This window comes from Nonomuraea pusilla, assembly GCF_900109355.1.
In the GTDB taxonomy this organism is placed as follows: domain Bacteria; phylum Actinomycetota; class Actinomycetes; order Streptosporangiales; family Streptosporangiaceae; genus Nonomuraea; species Nonomuraea pusilla.
The window spans coordinates 27,150-44,138 of record NZ_FOBF01000004.1 but is presented as its reverse complement, the minus strand read 5'-3'; the positions used below and the strand labels follow the sequence as shown (position 1 = coordinate 44,138).

Genomic DNA, 16,989 nt, shown 5'->3' with positions numbered 1-16,989 from the left:
CTGCAGCACTGCGCGTCGGACAAACGCTATCAATCCTCCAACCGCGGCCTCCGTCAAGGGGGCGGAGCGGAGCCGGAGGCGCCGACGCGGGTCAGGAGGCGAGCTGGGACTCCGCCTCCGCGATGATCTCCTGCAGCCTGAGGCCGCGCGCCGCGTCGAGCGGGTGGCCGCCGCCGCGCCGCACCGTCTCGGCGAACTCGGCGGCCACGGCCTCGAAGGGGTCGTCGTCGGCGGGACGCAGCACGGCGCTGCCGGTGCGGCCGTACACCGCGAAGGAGGAGGGCGGGGTGTCGCCGGCGGCGGCCAGGCACAGCGACGCCTCGCTCACCGCGCCGCCCTCGTGCTCCAGCAGCAGCCCGGTCCAGCGCAGCGGGTCGCCGTGCGCGCGCACGCCGGTGACGGGGCCGAGCGCGGCGTCGAGCAGGTCGATGACGTGCGGTCCGACGTCGAGCAGCGCTCCGCGCTCCAGCCGCCACGGGGTGGCGAAGGGGTGGTCGCCGAGGAGCACGCCGGAGACGGTGGCAGCGTGGCCGCCGAACGGCTCGATCTCGGCGCACCGGTCGAGGAACGCCCGGGTCGCCGCCGTGTAGCGCAGGGTGAGCATCATCTGGGTGGCGACGCCGGTCTCGGCGACGACCCCGGCGAGCCGCCTCGCGGCCTCCAGCGAGCCGGCGAGCGGCTTCTCCAGCAGCAGCGCCTTGCCCGCCCGCGCGGCGCGGACGGCCAGCTCGGCCTGGACGGCGGGCGGCACGCTGAACGCGACCGCCTCGCAGGCGTCGAACAGCTCCTCCAGGCGCTCGAAGACGGGCGCGCCGAGCCGGGCCGCGGCCTCGGGGCGCCGGGCCCACACGCCGGCCAGCCGCGTGTGCGGCCCCTTGGCGAGCATCGGCGCGTGCGCCATCTCGGCCCACGGGCCTGCTCCTACGAGTCCCACGGCGACCGGTTCCATGGCGGCAATGATGTCATCGTTCATCCCGCTCTGGGGTGAAATGCGGCAGCCACCACCTCGGGCGCGGCCGGACATCGGGCGTACAGGATGATGGACCGCATGAACGAGATGCTGCTCCTCAGACATGGCGAAACCGAGTGGAGCAGGGCGGGCAGGCACACCGGCCGCACCGACCTGCCGCTGACCGCGCATGGCGAGGAGCAGGCCAGGGCCCTGGCGCCCCTGGTGAAGGAGCTGCTGGAGGAGCAGGGCTTCGGCCTCGTGCTGGTCTCGCCCGCGCGGCGCGCCCTCCGTACGGCGGACCTCGCCGGGCTGCCCGCCTACGAGGTCGAGCCCGACCTGTGGGAGTGGGACTACGGCGGCTACGAGGGCATCACGACGCCCGACATCCGGGCGGACCGGCCCGGCTGGTACCTGTGGCGCGACGGCGTGGTGCCGGGCGACGCCGCGCACCCCGGCGAGACGGCGGCCCAGGTGGGCGCCCGCGCCGACCGGGTGATCGAGCGGGCGAGGCAGGCCCCCGGGCTGGTGGCGCTGGTCGCCCACGGCCACCTGCTGCGGGTGCTGGCCGCGCGCTGGCTGGGGCTGCGCCCCGAGGACGGGCGGCTGCTGCGGCTCGACACGGGCACGTACTCGCGGCTGGGCTTCGAGCACGGCGAGCCGGTGCTGAAGACCTGGAACGCCCCCGCCGCCTGACGGCGGCGGTCAGGTGGGCGGCTGGGCGGGTCGCGGCCCGCGGCCCGTCAGCCACTCCAGCACGCGGCGGTGCCCCGAGGCGGCGTCCTCGAAGTGGCCCCAGTGCCAGTAGCGGGGCTGGTCCCTGATGCCGGTGACCCAGGTGCGGTAGGAGACGGAGGCGCCGGAGGTGGCGGGCGCCACGCCGTAGGTGCGGACCACGACCCTGCCGCCGGGCGCGAACAGCACGTCGTCGGCGATCGGGTAGAGCGTCATCTGGTCGAGCATGGACCGATGCTCTCCCGGCCGGGAAGCGGATCGGTTACGCCTCCGGCGCGCCGCCGTTAAGCGGCCGCGCCGGAGGTGAACACGCTGTTACACGAGCAGGCCGTCGAACTCTCCGTCCTTGACCCCGAGCACCAGGGCCCGGATCTCCTCGCGGGTATAGATCAGCGCGGGGCCGTCGGGGAAGCGGGAGTTGCGCACCGCGACGCCGCCGTCGGGGAGCTGGGCGAGCTCCACGCAGTTGCCCTGGGAGTTGCTGTAGCGGCTCTTGCGCCACGCGACCTCGGTCAGGTCCGCTGCGGGCATGCCGTTGTAGGTCTGGTTCATCTACATCTTTCTGAGAAGACCGCCGATGAGCTCGACGGTGCCCCCTGGCGTGGTGCTCTCCACGCACAACTGCTCCATGGCCGTGAGGTACGGGTCGATGTCCTCACGCTTGTCCAGGTACAGGGCACCCCAGAGCTGCTCGACGTAGACGACGTCCGACAAGTCGGACTCGGGAAACCGCAAGATGCTGAACGCGCCCCCCTCGGCGGCGTGCTTGCCGAACCTGAAGGGCATCACCTGCAGGGTGATGTTCGGGAGGGCGGCGACCTCCAGCAGATGCTGAAGCTGCTCGGCCATGATCTCTCGCCCGCCGATGGTCCGCATGAGGGCCGCCTCGTCGATGACGGCCCACAGCCGGGGGCCGTCCTTGCGCGTGAAGCGCTCCTGACGCTGCATGCGCATGTGCACGCGGCGCTCGATCTTCTCCGGACTGGCCTCGGGATTGCCCAGCTGGAACACCGCCCGCGCGTACGCGGCCGTCTGGAGCAGCCCCGGCACGAACTGCACCTCGTAGGTGCGGATCACGCTGGCGGCCTCCTCCAGACCCACGTAGGTGGTGAACCACGAGGGCAGCTCGGCGGAGTACTTGTGCCACCACCCGGGGGTGTTGGCCTCGCGGACCATCTCCAGCAGGGCTCGGCGTTCGGCGTCGTCGACGACGCCGTACAGGGTGAGCAGGTCTTCCACATCACGTGTCTTGAAGCCGACGCGGCCGAGCTCCATACGGCTGATCTTGGACTCGGACGCCCGGATGTGGAATCCGGCCTGGTCTCGGGTGAGCCCGCTCGCCTCACGCAGACGCCTCAGGCTCGCACCCAGCATGATGCGCCGAACGGTCGAACCGGAACCGGGCGGATCAATGGACACGTGGTGCTCCTTGGTCGTTTCCTTGCGACACAGTCTGTCACTTCACGGCCGAAAGATCATTGGCCGCGGACAAGATCCCCTTTCCCCCAGATTGACCTTTTGATGGCCAACGGTAGCGGTTGCACGGGACTCCTGCACGTGCATTCGCTCTTGCACCTGCACGAGAGTTTGCTCCAGAATGATCACCGTGCAATCCACCACGGCGCCCGGCCAGTGGACCACGTTCGATTGGTGGCCTCCGGTCGGCTGGTGGCCCGAGGCAGCCCGCGATCTGCTGGTTCCCGGCCCGTCCGCGAGCGCCACGTACGTGCTCCCGCCCACCCCGTCATCGGTTCACTCCGCCCGCAGCTTCACGGCGGGCACCCTCACGGGCTGGGGTCTCGGCGAGCTGATCGAGAACATGGAGCTGGTGGTCTCCGAGCTCGCGACCAACGCCCTGCGGCACGGCCTGCGCCTGACCGAGCCGCCCTGCCGGCGGCCCGTCCACATGTCCCTCGTCCGGCACGGCTCGCTCGTCACCAGCGCGTTCACCGATCCCGGCTCCTCGGTGCCGGTGCTGAGATACCCTGGCCCCCTTGACACCGGCGGGCTCGGGCTCCACATCGTCGAGTCGCTCAGCCTCCGCTGGGGCTGGTCGGCGCTGGCCCCCTACGGAAAGATCGTCTGGGCAGTCCTCTCCTGACAAGGGTGATCTGCATTACCGTGGATGGTCATGGCTCACGGTGAGTCCGGCGCGCGACCCCATGAGAGTGCTGACCGATGGAAGATCACCTGCTCGGCTGGCTGCGAACACTAGACGAAGACCGACTCGCCCGCATCCTGGCGAACAGGCCCGACGCCATCTCGGCACCCTGGCCGCGCCGCCTCGACACCCTGGCCCAGCGCCTGAGCAACGGCTTCGCCGTCATGGAGGCGCTGCGCACCCTCCCGCTGCCCTGCCTGCAGCTCGCCGAGTCCTGCCTGGTGCTGCGCGACCCCACGCCGGCCCGGCTGGCGCAGTTCCTCGGCGCGCCGGCCGCCGCCGTGGCCCCCTGGCTCGACCTGCTGTACGACCACGCCCTGGCCTGGCCGGGCGCCGGCGGCGTGATCCACCTGGCCGAGGGCGTCTCGCGCTGGTGGTCGGCGCCGCTCGGCCTGGGCGAGCCGCTCGACCACCACCTCAACTCCTGGACGATCAGCAACGACGCCCTGCGGGCGCTCGCCCGCCGCCTGGGCCTGCCTCCCCACGGCAACAAGCGGCGCACGGTCGCCCGCGCCGCCGAGGTGCTCGCCGACCCGGCCCGCGTCGCCGCGCTGCTGGAGGACGCCCCCGAGGGCACCCGCGCCTTCCTCGACCGCTTCGCCTGGGAGGGCCCGGCGCGCGACGTCGACGGCGGCCGGTTCGTCACGCCGGGCACCCCCGAGAAGTGGGCCGCCGACCACGGCATGCTCTACCGCCCCAACTGGAACGTCGCCGAGATGCCACGCGAGGTCGCGCTGTGCCTGCGCGGCCCCGGCTACCACCCGCCGTTCGCGCCCGACGCCCCCGAGGTCGCCACCATCCCGGTCGACCCCGAGGAGGTCGACCACCTCATGACGCTGGCCGCGCCGCACGTCGTCGAGCGCTGCGCGGCCCTGCTCGACAACGCCTCCAAGACGCCGCTGCCGCTGCTGAAGACCGGCGGGGTGGGGGTGCGCGAGGTCAGGAGGGTGGCCAGGGAGACCGGCTGCGACGAGGACGAGACCCGGCTGCTGCTGGAGGTCTGCGCCGTGGCCAGGCTGCTGGCCTGGGACGACAAGTCGGGCGGCATGGTCCCCACCGAGCGGTTCGACCGCTGGCGGCTCGACGAGGGCGCGGCCAGGCTGCGCGTGCTGCTGTCGGCGTGGTGGCGGATGGAGCGCTCGTCGCTGCGCAGGTCCGACGGCAAGTACGGCACCGTGCTGGGCGACGACCCGGCGGGCAGCGCGATCGCCCGCGTCAGGCGGGCCGTGCTGCCGGTGCTCGCGCGGCTGCCCGACGGCACCGGCGTGGCCGACCGGGCGTCGCTGGTGCGCGCCGTGCACTGGCACGCCCCGCTGCTCGACCAGGCGCTGCTCGCCGGCTGCGCCCCTGCCGTGCTGGACGAGGCGACGCTGCTCGGCCTGCTGGCCCGCGAGGCGCTGACCGACCTGGGCCGGGCGCTCGCCGGGCTGGCCGGGCGGGCGGGCGACGAGAACGACGACTGCGTCCCGCAGGTCGAGCACGACCCCGGGCTCGTGGAGGCGTCCACGCGGGCGCTGGCGGGCGTGCGCAGGAGCGCGCTGTTCGGGCCCGACCTCACGGCGGTCGTCACCGGGCCGCCGTCGGCCGAGCTGGCGGCGCTGCTCGACCGGGTGGCGGAACGCGAGTCGCGGGGCGCGGCCTCGGTGTGGCGGTTCACCACCGAGAGCGTGCGCCGCGCGCTCGACCGCGGCTACGACGCCGACGAGCTGCTCGGCGAGCTGGCCGAGGTGGGCACCGTGCCGCAGCCGCTCGACTACCTCGTCCGCGACACCGCCCGCAGGCACGGCGAGGTCACCGTCACCTCGGTCGGCTGCGTCGTGCAGTCGTCCGACCCTGCGCTCCTCGCGGAGATCGCCGGGCACCGGCGGCTGGCCCGGCTGGGGCTGCGCCTGCTCGCGCCCACCGTCCTGGTGTCCGCCGCCGACGCCGAACGCACCCTGGCCGCGCTGCGCGAGAACGGCTACGCCCCCGTGCCGGTCTCCGACACCGGCGAGATCACCATCCGGCGGGCCAGGGCCGACGACCCTCCCCACGGCCGCCTGGTCCTGCTGCCCGGCGGCCAGGTGGCCGAGCGGGCCGGGTTCGAGGCCCCGGCGCACGCGCTGGCCGAGCCGGCGCCCGACCCGCGCGAGCACGCCCGCAGGCTGATCGAGACGAGCCGGGCCGAGAGCGGCACGCAGGGCCGCACCTGGGCGGTCATCGGCAGGATGGCCACCAGGCTGAGCACGGCCCAGCAGTCGCTGCTCGGCTTCGTCGTCGACCGCGGCGTACGGGCGGGCATCACGCTCACCGACGGGCTGACGGCGACGATCAGCCACGGCGAGCTCAGGGGCGGCGCGCTCGACGCGTGGTGCGAGGAGGCGGGCGACTACCTGGAGTTCCCGCTCGCGGAGATCGTCGAGGTCAGGGGAGCTTACTAGCCTTCTCCAGGTTGGCCACCAGCTCCTCCAGGAAGCCGGCGTAGCCCTGGTAGCTGAAGGGCGCCTCGGCCCGCCACGGGTAGAGCTGTCCCGCCTTGACGGCGGGCAGGTCGGCGAAGGTGGGCTTGGCCTTCATCTCCTCCGGCTTGAGCGCCTGCGTGCGGGTGTCGTGGAGGATCACGTCCGCCTCGTACGCGTCGGCGTTCTCCCAGCTGAGCGTCTGGAAGAAGCCGCCCTCGTCCACCTTGTCGGGCTTGACGACGTTCAGGCCGTTCTCGGTCAGGTGGACGATGTCGGGGTACTCGGGCGGGTTGACCACCCACATGGCGTCGGCGCCGCCGGACATCAGGAGGACCCGCAGGTCCTTGAACCGGGCCAGCTGCGCGGTGGCGGCCCGCATCCTGTCCTTCGCCTCGGCGACGCCCTTCATGTCCGCGCCGAGTGAGGCGGCGAGCTCCTCGTACCTGCCGATGACCTGGGAGGCGCTGCGGCCGGTGAGCTGGATGCCCACGGTGGGGGCGACCTGCTCGATGGTGGCCTTCGACTTCTCGGGGACGTACCAGAGGGCGCCTTTGACGTACATGCTGCTGACGAGCAGGTCGGGCTGGAGGGAGATGTACTTCTCGACGTTGAACTCGTCCCAGACGTTGCCGAGGCCCTCGACCTTGGTGATGTCGACGTTGCCCACCTGGGGGTCCTTGGCGCCGTCGGCCAGCTTGTGCGGGCCGAAGACGGCGACGGGCCGCACGCCGAAGTCCCACAGCGCCGCCGCCGCGCCGACCTGCGCGACGACCCGGGCGGGGCGCCGGGGCAGGTCGAGCTTCTCCCCGCGGTCGTCGGTGAACGTCCAGGGGCCCGCGGTGGAGCCCTGGGCGGTGCTTCCAGGAGCGGCGGCGGGCCTCTGCCCGCCGCATCCCGGCAGGGCCAGTGCCGCCAGTCCTGCGGTGGCCGCGAGGAAGCCCCTGCGCGCCAGTACCGGTCCCGACATTTACCGCTCCTTAGGTTAGGCTTGCCTTGCTCTTGAGAAATGAGATTAGCCTTACCTAACTGACAGGGCGAGGAGAGGGGGCCGGGTGCGACAGGCGGAAGAGGTGCGCGACCGGCGCCGGGAGCCGTCGCCGCAGGGACGTCCCGGCCTGCTCGTCGGGGGGCTCGTCGTGGCCGTCGCCGCGCTCGCGCTGGTCGCCGCGGCCAGCGTCGCCCTCGGAGCGCGATCCGTGCCGCTGTCCACCGTCGTGGCCGCGCTGACCGCGCCCGACGGCTCCACCGACCACACCGTCATCAGGGAACTGCGCGTCCCCCGCACCCTGCTCGGCATCGGCGTCGGCGCCGCACTCGGCCTCGCGGGCGCGCTCATGCAGGGGCTGACCCGCAACGCCCTCGCCGACCCCGGGCTGCTCGGGGTCAACGAGGGCGCCGCCCTCGGCGTCGCGCTCGCGCTCGGCCTGTTCGGGGTGTCCGACCCGGCCGGGTACGTCTGGTTCGCCTTCGGCGGCGCCGCCCTGGCCGCCGTGGCCGTCCACGGCCTGGCGGCGGCCGGCCGCTCAGGCTCCGGCCCCGTACGGCTCACCCTCGCCGGGGTCGCGCTCGGCATGGTGTTCACCGCCGTCGCCTCCGCCATCCTGCGCATGGACGCGGAGACGTTCGACCGGATGCGGTTCTGGCTCACCGGGTCGCTGGCCGGGCAGACGCCGGGCACGCTCGCCAGGCTCGCCCCGTTCATGGCCGCCGGCCTGGCGCTGGGGCTGCTGCTGGCCAGGCCGCTCAACCTGCTGTCCATGGGCGACGACACCGGCCGCGCCCTCGGCCTGTCGGTCGGCCGCACCCGGGCGCTCACCGGCGTCGCCATCACGCTGCTGTGCGGCTCCGCCACGGCGGCGGCCGGGCCGCTGTGGTTCGTCGGGCTGATCGTGCCCCACGCCGTGCGCGGCGTCGTCGGCGGCGACCAGCGCTGGGTGCTGCCGTACTCGGCGGTGGCGGCGCCCGTGCTGCTGCTCGGCGCCGACGTCGCCGGACGGCTCGTCGCCCGTCCCGGGGAGGTCCAGGTGGGCATCGTGTGGGCGGTGATCGGCGCGCCGATCTTCATCCTGCTCGCCAGGCGCAGGAGGGTGGCGGCGCTGTGACCGTGCGCCTCGGCCCCTGGTCGGTGCGGCTCGCGCCGCGCGCCCTGCTCGTCTGCGCGGCCCTCGCCCTCGCGGGCTGCACCGTCGCCGTGGCCGCCGTCGCCACCGGCGAGTACACCCTGCCCGTACGCGACGTGCTCGCCGCGCTCACCGGCGACGGCACGCCCGCCGCCGACCTCGTCGTGAGCAGGCTGCGCGCGCCCCGCGTCGTGACCGGGCTGCTGGTCGGCGCGGCCTTCGGCGTCAGCGGCGCGATCTTCCAGAGCCTCACCAGGAACCCCCTCGGCAGCCCCGACTTCATCGGCTTCACCGCGGGCGCCTCGACCGGCGGCATCCTCGCCGTCGTCGCGGGCGGCTCCGCGATGACGATCGCGGGCGGCGCGCTCGCCGGGTGCGTCACCACGGCCGCGCTGGTCTACGCGCTCGCCTTCCGCGGCGGCGTGGCCGGCCACCGGCTCGTGCTCGTCGGCATCGGCGTCAACGCCCTGCTGCTCGCCGTCAACTCGTACCTGCTGACCAGGGCGAACATCAACGACGCGGCCACGGCGGGCGCCTGGCTGACCGGCAGCCTGAGCGGGCGCGGATGGGACCACGCCGTCCCCGTGGCGGTCGCGCTGGCCGTGCTGCTGCCGGTCGCGGCCGTCGCGGCCAGGCCGCTGCGGATGATCGAGATGGGCGACGACGCGGCGCGGGCCGCGGGCGTCCGGGTCGAGGCGGTGCGGGCCGCCGCCGTCGCGGCCGGGGTGCTGCTGTCGGGCACCGCCACCGCCGCCGCCGGGCCCGTCGTCTTCGTCGCGCTCGCCGCGCCCCAGGTCGCCCGCAGGCTGACCCGCTCCCCCGGCGTGACGCTCGGCGCGTCCGCGCTCGTCGGCGCCGTGCTGCTGACCGGCGCCGACCTGGCCGCGCAGCGGCTGCTCGCCCCCACCCAGCTCCCCGTCGGCGTGCTGACCGCCGGGATCGGCGGCGCCTACCTCGCCCTCCTCCTGCGGAAGGAACGCCACTGATGACCGTCTCGCGCCTGTCGGCCGGCGACCTCACCCTCGCCTACGACCAGCGGGTCGTGGCGACCGGCCTGGACGTCGCGATCCCCGACCGGTCGTTCACCGTGATCGTCGGGCCGAACGCCTGCGGCAAGTCCACCCTGCTGCGCGCCCTGGCCAGGATGCTCAAGCCCAGGACGGGCGCCGTCCACCTCGACGGGAGCGTCATCACGTCCCTGCCGTCGAAGGAGGTGGCGCGGCGGCTCGGCCTGCTGCCGCAGAGCTCGATCGTCCCCGACGGCATCACCGTCGCCGACCTGGTCGCGCGGGGCCGCTACCCGCACCAGCGGCTCATGCGGCAGTGGTCACGGGCCGACGAGGCGGCCGTGGCCGAGGCGATGCGCTCCACCGACGTGGCCGACCTGGCCGACAGGCTGGTGGACGAGCTGTCCGGCGGCCAGCGGCAGCGGGTGTGGCTGGCCATGGCGCTCGCCCAGGAGACGCCGATCCTGCTCCTCGACGAGCCCACCACGTTCCTCGACATCGCCCACCAGATCGAGGTGCTCGACCTGTGCGCCGACCTGCACGAGGCGGGGCGCACCCTGGTCGCCGTGCTGCACGACCTCAATCAGGCCTGCAGGTACGCCACCCACCTCGTCGTCATGAAGGCGGGCGAGGTCGTCGCGGAGGGCGAGCCCGGGGCGGTCGTCACCCCCGAGCTGGTCGGGCACGTCTTCGGGCTGCGCTGCGAGATCATCGAGGACCCGCAGACCGGCACGCCGCTCATCGTGCCCGAGGCGCGCCGCCGGGCCTCCGCCCCGGCCTGATCCCGCGGCTCCCGGTTCAGGCGTGGCCGCGGGTCAGGGCGGCGGCCAGCTCCTCGACGGCGGCCTCCGCCCGTTCGCGACCGCACTCCGCCGCGAGCGTGCCCGCGGGCTCCGCCGCCACGGCGGCGAGCAGCGCGTGCGCCAGCGCGTCGGCGTCCACGCCCGGACGGGCCTCGGCGAGCAGGATGGCGACGTGCCGGTGCCAGAAGCGGTACGCGCCGATGCGGTAGCGGGCCCCCGGGCTGGCCGTCTCCGACATGCGTACGAGGTCGAGGTGGGCGAACAGGTAGCCGAGGTAGGCGCGGACGAACGCGGCGAGCCGCTCGGCGGGCGGAGCCCCCGGGCCGAGCGGCGGCGGGCCCGACAGTACGCGCTGCTGGAGGTCGCGCTCGCGGGCGTCGAGCAGCGCCGCCGCCAGCCCCGCCTTGTCGCCGAACCTGCGGAACAGCGTGCCCTTGCCGACCCCGGCCTCCGCGGCCACGGCGTCCATGGACACGGCCTCGACGCCCTTCTCCGCGAACAGCCTGGCCGCCGCCGCGAGCACCTTCTCCCTGTTGCGGGCCGCGTCGGCGCGCTCCTGGACCGGGCGGCCGGTCAGCAGTTCGAGCGGGATGCTCTCCATGATTCGGACTGTAGTCCTGTTGTCTGCCGCGCCGCAACGCGGAGCCCGCCGGACACGGGCCCCCGGGCGTTCACCGGACGCCGCGGCGGCGCACCGTGAGCGCGGGCCCTCCCGCGTTCACAGGACGCCGCAGCGGCGCACCGTGAGCAGCGCCAGCGCCCGGGTCACCTCGCGCAGCTCCCGCAGCTCCACCTGCTCCCTCGGCGCGTGCGCGAACCGCACGTCGCCCGGCCCGTAGTGCAGCGTCGGGATGCCTCCCGACGCGTACAGCCGCAGGTCGCTCCCGTACGGCGCCGCGCTCTCCTCGGGCGTGCGGCCCGCGACGTCCGCCACGGCGCCATTCACCTGGCCGAGCAGCTCGTGCCCCGCGGGCAGCCTGCCGCTCGCGAACTGCCCGCCCGGCCAGGTGACGGCGGGCGGGTGGTGCCGCAGCCAGGGGTGCGCCGTGCCCGCGACCGCCTCCTCGAAGGCGGCGCGCGCGTCTGCCGGGTCCTCGTCCAGCCGCACGCCCAGCCGCCCCTCCGCCACGAGCAGGTCGGGCACCGTGCTCGCCCAGTCGCCCGCCCGCACGACCCCGACCTCGATCGGGTACGGCATCGCGTTGCCGCGGAAGAGCTCGGGGACGTCCCTGTTGCGTTCGGCCTCCAGCCGCCTGATCGCCTCGAACACCGGCCAGAACGCCTCGATCGCGTTGACGCCCTCGTACCGGGTCGCGCCGTGCGCCGCCCGCCCGGCCACCTCCAGGCGGAACGTCAGGGCCCCGGCGTTGGCCGTGATCACGGCGCCGCCCGTGGGCTCGGTGATGACGGCCGCCTCCGCCGTGTGCCCCCTGTCCAGGGTGGCGAACGCGCCGAGCCCGCCGTCCTCCTCGCTGACCACGCAGTGCACCGCCAGCGGCCTGGCCAGCCGCACCCCGGAGCGGTGCACGGCGCGGGCCACGGCCAGGTTCGCGACGAGGCCCGCCTTCATGTCGCAGGCGCCCCTGCCGTGCAGGACGTCGCCGGTGACCCAGGCCGCGAACGGGTCGCTGCCCTCCCACCTGGCCAGGTCTCCGGTGGGCACGACGTCCACGTGGCCCTGCAGCGCCAGCGCCGGGACGCCCTCGCCCCCGGTCACCCCCACCACGCCGTACCCCTCGCTCCTCGGGGCCTCGGTGCCGGGGAAGCCCTCGCGCGCCGCCAGGCCTGCCAGGTCGAGCTTCCAGACGTCCACGTCCAGGCCGGACTCGGTGAGCAGGCGGGCGAACCTGTGCTGCAGGTCGGACTCGGCGTCGGTGCCGGTGACGCTCGGCACCCTGACCGCCTCCGCCAGCAGGCTCACCGTCTCCGCCTCGTCGATGGCGTTCAGCACCCGGGCTTCCGCGTCGCGCATGGTGCCCACCTTCTCACGCGTGAACCCGAATGGGCAGACAGGGCGATACAGAGACATGCGAACGTGGATGAGCTGGGCGGCGGTGACGCCCTTCGCCGTGTGGGCGGCGATCAGGTGGAGCGGGTTCGAACCGGACTGGCCGTGGGTGCCCGCGGTCGCGTTCACCCCCTACGCCGCCGCGGCCGCCGTGCTCGCGCTCGGCCTCGCCCTGCTGCTGCGGCGGCGGGCGGCCGTCCTGGTCGCGCTCGCCGCGGCCGTCGCGCTCGGCGTCGCCGTACTGCCCAGGGCGCTGCCCGACGGCGGCGGCCCCGCCGCGAAGGGGCCCGAGCTGCGCGTCCTGGCCGCCAACCTAATGGTCGGCATGGCCGACCCTGCGCGGCTGGTGGCGCTGGTCGAGGAGCTGAAGCCCGACGTCCTCGCCCTCCAGGAGCTCACGCCGAAGGCCCTGGACCGGCTGGAGGGCGAAGGGCTGCGCGACCTGCTGCCCCACGCCGTCACCCGGCCGCTGCCCGGCGTCGGCGGATCCGCCGTCTACGCCCGCCACCCCCTCACCCCGGGCCAGGCCATCCAGTACGGCCCCTTCGGGCAGGCCAGGGCGTTCCTGGCGCACCCGCACGCCGGACGGATCGAGGTGGTGTCGGTGCACCCGTGCGCGCCCAAGCGCTACGGCAGGGCCCCGTGCTGGCGGCAGGGGCTGGAGGCGCTGCCGCGCGGCGGCGGCGGACCGCTGCGGCTGCTCGCCGGGGACTTCAACGCCACGCTCGACCACCTGCCGGTGCGGGACCTGCTGGCGGACGGCTACCGCGACGCGGCCGACGCCGCCGGTCACGGTCTGCGCGCCACCTGGCCGCAGGGCGGCTGGGGACCGTTCGGCGTGACCATCGACCACGTCCTGGCCGACGAGCGGATGGGCGTGACGGACTTCCGGGTGCTGTCGCTGGGCGGCACCGACCACCGCCCGGTGTTCGCGACCCTGCGCCTCCCCTGACCCGGGCATCCCGGCGGCCGGGCGACCGCAAGGCGACGTCCCTCCGGGATCTCTAGGTCGCCACGGCCGCCCGGCCGCGGGGGGCGGGGGCGCCCGTCCAGGGGCGGACGACCACGACGCCCGCGTACCTGGAGGCCCGGCGCAGCACCGCCGCCCGCGCCGCGCCCGGCACGTCGTGGATGACGTGGCAGAACCTGGCGCGGTCCAGCTCGCGCGCCCACGACGGCTCCCGCATCGCCCGGTACGCCGCGAGCGGCCCGTCGAACGTCACCAGCACGTCGGCCAGCTCGGCGTACGCGGGGTCGGGGTAGACGCCCGGGTTCAGCACGACGGCGCCGGGCACCGACGCGGCGATCGCCCGGTAGTGGCCGAGCCGTTCGCCGCAGGCCGCCGCCTGGTCGAGGAACGCTCCCATGACGCCGTACCAGGACTGGTGGCGCCGCAGGTCGGCGCGGACGTCGGCGAGCGGCCGCAGCCCGAAGTCGGTGTCGACGCGCGCCACCACCTCGGTGCCCGCGGCGGCCAGGCGGCGCGCCACGACGGCGACGGCAGGGTCCCTGGGGCGCCCCTCGACGTCGAGCACCGCCAGGCGGGGCGGCCCGCCGTCCGCGCCACCGTCTGCGCCACCGTTTGCGCCACCGTCCGCGCCCTCGCCGCTCTCGCTGCACAGCCACCTGCCCGGCACGCGCCCCCGATCCCCCGTGCTGCCGTGAACCGCCTCCCCGCATTCATAGCGGAACCCGCGCCGCCGCCGCCGGGATTCACACTGCTCAGCGGGCCGCGGCGGGCACACGGGAGTGGCCGCGTGGCGGCGGATCGTAAACTTGCCCTGTGGAAGAGCCCAAGTTCGAGATTCAGATGCTGCACGACCGGGTGATGATCCGGCTCGAGCACGAGGCCGAGGAGCGGCGCAGCGGCTCGGGCATCGTCATCCCCGCCACGGTCAAGATGCCCAACAGGCTGGCCTGGGGCGAGGTCTGCGGCGTCGGCGCGAACGTCCGTTCCGTGAAGGTGGGCGACAAGGTGCTGCTCAACCCCGAGGAGCAGTTCGAGGTGGAGCTGCACACGCACGTGTACCTCGTCATGCGCGAGCGCGACCTGCACGCCGTCGCCACCCAGGAGACCGACCACGGCACCGGCCTGTACCTCTGACGAGCTCACCGCCGCCGTCCCTGACGAGCTCACCGCCGCTCCCGGCGGGGCCGCCGCGTCCGGCTGCGGCTATTTCGCGCGGGCGCGGGTGAACGACACCCACAGGTCCGCGTCCCACGCCGGGCGCGGCACGTCCGCGAGGGCGCGGGTCGCCCTCCCCGCGAGGTCGAGCACGGCCAGCCGGTAGCCGGTGCCCTGCCGCGCCACGCCCACCAGGTGGGTGTCGTCCCACCAGCCGAAGACCGCCTCGGGCCGGGGAGCCATCCGCCGGGCCACCGTGCCGGAGGCCACGTCCACGACGCAGAGCTGCTCCCCCGCCGCCTGCCTGCCCGACGGCGGCGGGCACCACGTCGCCAGCCTCGTGCCCGACGGCGAGAACGGATCCTCGGGCCCCGTCGGCCGGCCGACGCCCCGCAGGGTGCGCACCACCGCGCCGTCGGCCGCCCGGTAGAAGCGCACGCCCCCGCCGTACGACGCCACCAGCGAGCCGCCGGGGCTCCACCAGAAGCCCGCCTTCGGCGGCAGGCCGGCCACGCCGACCGTCCTCGCGGCGCCGGTGCGGACGTCCACGACGGTGAAGCCGACCGCGCGCCAGGCGCCGCCCGTCCTGCTCTGGACGGTGAGCGCGACCCGCCGCCCGTCGCGCGACCAGGAGGCGTACGAGGCGGTCAGCGGCTTCCTGACGGTGCGTACGCGGACGCTCCTGCCGGTGGCCCTGTCGGTGAGGACGAGCGCGTCGAACCCGTCGCGGTACGCCTTCGGCACGCCCGCCGCCAGCCTGCCGTCGGGCGAGACGGAGACCTCGGAGAGCGCGGCGTTCCTGGTGAAGGCGGCGCCGGACGGGGCCCGCAGGTACGCGGCGCGGGTGCCGAGCCCGTAGGCGGTGAGCCGCACCGGGTCACCCGCCTGCTCCCGGTACGTCACGCCGCCCGAACCGGGCAGCGACACGTCGGCCCGCGCGGTCAGCGGTTCGGCCCGCGCGGTCGCGGGGGCGAGGAGCGTCAGGGTCAGCGCGGCGGCGAGACGGGCGATCACGCCGCAAAGATAGGCAGAGCCGCTGCCGGATATCTCGTGCGATAACCACCCGGTCTGGCCCGCCCGTCCCGCCCGGGCCGGTTCCCGGCGGGGTGGCTAGCCGGGCTGGACGAAGCGGAGCGCGAGTTCGACGACGTCCACACCGACCGACCGCAGGCCCACGTAGACGATGGCGCCCGCGGCGGCCACGGTGACGAGCAGCACGGCGATGCGGACCGTCCAGCCCTGGCGCTTGTACCACTGCGTCCAGGCGTGCAGCGTGCGCTTGCCGAACTCCAGCAGCCGGTGCGCCCAGATGAACTCGGTGGCCAGCACGGCGAGGCCGGCGAACACGACCAGCCACCCCGGCCCGGGGAACGGCACCATGATGAGGCCGCCGGCTACCATGACGGCGCCGATGACGCCGATGACGATCTTCAGGGTGAGGGCCCCTGTGCGGGTGGACCTGACGCCGTCGAGCCAGCCGTGGATGCCGGTGCGGCGCTCCGGCATGGACGAACGGCCGGCCGCCTCGTCCTTGATCAGGTCGGCGTCGCCGGTGTCGGAGTTGTGGATCGGCACGTTTCCCCCGTGTCGGTCGGTTGTCCCCAGGATACGCGGGGCGGTTACGTCGTCCTGGTGAACGACTTGCAGCTCGCTAAACCACCCAGACAGTAAAATCTGGCACTACAGCCGGAGACCTTGGGCGATAGTCGGATAATGTCGGGTATGCCCGAGGTCATGCTCCGTACCGTCACCGGTCCCATCCGCGCCGCCGCCGTCACCGGAGCCGTACTCCCCCACGAGCACCTCCGCACCGACATGCGCTGGGCCGTCGGCGTCGACTCCGACCCGTACCGGTGGCTCGACGAGGAGCAGGCCGTCGCCGCCGAGCTCCGCGAGCTGCGCGACAGCGAGGAACTCGGCCTGGTCGTGGACCTCACCTCCATCGGCATGGGGCGCGACGCCTCCGCCCTGGCCAGGATCGCCGCCTACAGCCGCGTCCCCGTCGTGGCCGGCACCGGGCTGTTCGCCGAACCGTTCAGCGCCATCGGCGACGGCGACGTCGACGCGCTCACCCGGCGGCTCATGGCCGAGATCTCCAACGGCCTGGACGAGACCGGCGTCTTCCCCGGCGTCATCGGCGAGGTCGGCTGCTGGGGCCCCCAGCCGACGCCGCGCGAGGAACGCGCCCTCGTCGCCACCGCCCGCGCCGCGAAGCAGTCCCGGCTGTCGGTCGCCACGCACGGGCAGGACGGCCCCGCGCTGCTGGAGATCCTGCTCGGCCAGGGCCTGCCGGGCTCCCGCGTCGCCGTCGGGCACACGGGCGCCGACCCCGGGGCGGCCAGGAAGATCGCCGAAGCGGGCGCGTACGTCAGCCTGACCGCCCTGTCCCAGAGCACCGAGCAGGTCGTGCGGACGGCGCTCGCCCTCGTCGAGGACGGCCACGCCGAGCGCCTGCTCCTCAGCACCGGCCTGAGCCGGGTCGCCCAGATCCGCCGGTACGACGGCCCCGGCTACGGCGCCCTGTTCCACTCCCTGCTGCCGGCCCTGCGCGAGGCCGGAGTCGGCGAGGACGTCGTCCGCCTCGTCACCCGCGACAACCCCGTGCGCTGGCTCACCGGCGGCTACGCTTGACCTCAAGGT

19 protein-coding genes are annotated in these 16,989 nt (G+C 74.5%); 9 read left to right on the top strand and 10 right to left on the bottom strand.

What is annotated here, in order from left to right:
- Positions 1-91: 91 nt before the first annotated feature.
- Complete coding sequence (locus tag BMX74_RS09190) at positions 92-949, bottom strand: Gfo/Idh/MocA family protein (RefSeq protein ID WP_091099663.1); 858 nt, start codon at positions 947-949, stop codon at positions 92-94.
- Positions 950-1,048: 99 nt separating this feature from the next.
- Here BMX74_RS09190 and BMX74_RS09185 point away from each other — a divergent pair, with 99 nt between their 5' ends.
- Positions 1,049-1,645 (top strand): histidine phosphatase family protein, encoded by a 597-nt coding sequence (locus tag BMX74_RS09185; protein ID WP_055503323.1) that lies wholly within the window; start codon positions 1,049-1,051, stop codon positions 1,643-1,645.
- Positions 1,646-1,654: 9 nt separating this feature from the next.
- Here the strand turns inward: BMX74_RS09185 and BMX74_RS09180 are convergent, their stop codons facing one another.
- The 3 genes from BMX74_RS09180 to BMX74_RS09170 form a co-directional block, all read right to left on the bottom strand.
- Positions 1,655-1,912: a hypothetical protein gene (locus tag BMX74_RS09180; protein ID WP_055503324.1), complete on the bottom strand. Its 258-nt coding sequence runs from the start codon at positions 1,910-1,912 to the stop codon at positions 1,655-1,657.
- Positions 1,913-1,999: 87 nt separating this feature from the next.
- Positions 2,000-2,236 (bottom strand): DUF397 domain-containing protein, encoded by a 237-nt coding sequence (locus tag BMX74_RS09175; protein ID WP_055503325.1) that lies wholly within the window; start codon positions 2,234-2,236, stop codon positions 2,000-2,002.
- Positions 2,237-3,058 carry a helix-turn-helix domain-containing protein gene (locus BMX74_RS09170; protein WP_055503326.1) on the bottom strand — a complete coding sequence of 274 codons (822 nt, stop codon included), beginning with the start codon at positions 3,056-3,058 and terminating at the stop codon, positions 2,237-2,239.
- A gap of 223 nt (positions 3,059-3,281) precedes the next feature.
- Between BMX74_RS09170 and BMX74_RS09165 the strand changes: the two genes are divergently transcribed.
- Together BMX74_RS09165 and BMX74_RS09160 are read left to right on the top strand one after the other, a co-directional pair.
- Entirely contained in the window at positions 3,282-3,785 is a 504-nt protein-coding gene (locus BMX74_RS09165) for an ATP-binding protein (RefSeq protein WP_055503327.1), read from the top strand.
- A gap of 77 nt (positions 3,786-3,862) precedes the next feature.
- Positions 3,863-6,265, top strand: a complete 2,403-nt coding sequence (locus tag BMX74_RS09160) for a helicase-associated domain-containing protein (protein WP_091099657.1) — start codon at positions 3,863-3,865, stop codon at positions 6,263-6,265.
- Here the strand turns inward: BMX74_RS09160 and BMX74_RS09155 are convergent.
- Entirely contained in the window at positions 6,249-7,253 is a 1,005-nt protein-coding gene (locus tag BMX74_RS09155; protein WP_091099656.1) for an ABC transporter substrate-binding protein, read from the bottom strand. The genes BMX74_RS09160 and BMX74_RS09155 overlap by 17 nt on opposite strands.
- 85 nt (positions 7,254-7,338) lie before the next feature.
- Here BMX74_RS09155 and BMX74_RS09150 point away from each other — a divergent pair, with 85 nt between their 5' ends.
- From BMX74_RS09150 to BMX74_RS09140, 3 genes are read left to right on the top strand one after another with little or no spacing between them, the layout of a single operon-like run.
- Complete coding sequence (locus BMX74_RS09150; RefSeq protein WP_091099655.1) at positions 7,339-8,388, top strand: FecCD family ABC transporter permease; 1,050 nt, start codon at positions 7,339-7,341, stop codon at positions 8,386-8,388.
- Positions 8,385-9,392: a FecCD family ABC transporter permease gene (locus BMX74_RS09145; protein ID WP_091099650.1), complete on the top strand. Its 1,008-nt coding sequence runs from the start codon at positions 8,385-8,387 to the stop codon at positions 9,390-9,392. The genes BMX74_RS09150 and BMX74_RS09145 overlap by 4 nt, the downstream gene beginning before the upstream one ends.
- Positions 9,392-10,195 (top strand): ABC transporter ATP-binding protein, encoded by an 804-nt coding sequence (locus tag BMX74_RS09140; RefSeq protein ID WP_055503332.1) that lies wholly within the window; start codon positions 9,392-9,394, stop codon positions 10,193-10,195. Before BMX74_RS09145 ends, BMX74_RS09140 begins: the two co-directional genes overlap by 1 nt.
- Before the next feature lie 16 nt (positions 10,196-10,211).
- Here the strand turns inward: BMX74_RS09140 and BMX74_RS09135 are convergent, their stop codons facing one another.
- Positions 10,212-10,817, bottom strand: coding sequence for a TetR/AcrR family transcriptional regulator (locus BMX74_RS09135; protein ID WP_091099649.1), 606 nt, complete (start codon positions 10,815-10,817; stop codon positions 10,212-10,214).
- A gap of 117 nt (positions 10,818-10,934) precedes the next feature.
- Positions 10,935-12,188, bottom strand: coding sequence for an ArgE/DapE family deacylase (locus tag BMX74_RS09130; protein ID WP_091100127.1), 1,254 nt, complete (start codon positions 12,186-12,188; stop codon positions 10,935-10,937).
- Between the two features lie 55 nt (positions 12,189-12,243).
- Between BMX74_RS09130 and BMX74_RS09125 the strand changes: the two genes are divergently transcribed.
- On the top strand, positions 12,244-13,176 hold the full coding sequence (locus tag BMX74_RS09125; protein WP_055503334.1) for an endonuclease/exonuclease/phosphatase family protein: 933 nt from the start codon (positions 12,244-12,246) through the stop codon (positions 13,174-13,176).
- Positions 13,177-13,228: 52 nt separating this feature from the next.
- Here BMX74_RS09125 and BMX74_RS09120 read toward each other — a convergent pair whose 3' ends face one another.
- Entirely contained in the window at positions 13,229-13,759 is a 531-nt protein-coding gene (locus BMX74_RS09120; protein WP_177227298.1) for a spherulation-specific family 4 protein, read from the bottom strand.
- Between the two features lie 248 nt (positions 13,760-14,007).
- Between BMX74_RS09120 and BMX74_RS09115 the strand changes: the two genes are divergently transcribed.
- Positions 14,008-14,328, top strand: coding sequence for a GroES family chaperonin (locus BMX74_RS09115; RefSeq protein WP_055503336.1), 321 nt, complete (start codon positions 14,008-14,010; stop codon positions 14,326-14,328).
- 69 nt (positions 14,329-14,397) lie between these two features.
- Here the strand turns inward: BMX74_RS09115 and BMX74_RS09110 are convergent, their stop codons facing one another.
- The gene (locus BMX74_RS09110) at positions 14,398-15,363 is read right to left on the bottom strand and encodes a TolB-like translocation protein (RefSeq protein ID WP_091099647.1); all 966 of its coding nucleotides are present in this window, start codon (positions 15,361-15,363) and stop codon (positions 14,398-14,400) included.
- 96 nt (positions 15,364-15,459) lie between these two features.
- Positions 15,460-15,924 (bottom strand): TIGR02611 family protein, encoded by a 465-nt coding sequence (locus BMX74_RS09105; protein WP_055503338.1) that lies wholly within the window; start codon positions 15,922-15,924, stop codon positions 15,460-15,462.
- Between the two features lie 147 nt (positions 15,925-16,071).
- Here BMX74_RS09105 and BMX74_RS09100 point away from each other — a divergent pair, with 147 nt between their 5' ends.
- Entirely contained in the window at positions 16,072-16,980 is a 909-nt protein-coding gene (locus BMX74_RS09100) for a phosphotriesterase family protein (protein WP_091099646.1), read from the top strand.
- The last annotated feature ends 9 nt before the right edge of the window (positions 16,981-16,989 follow it).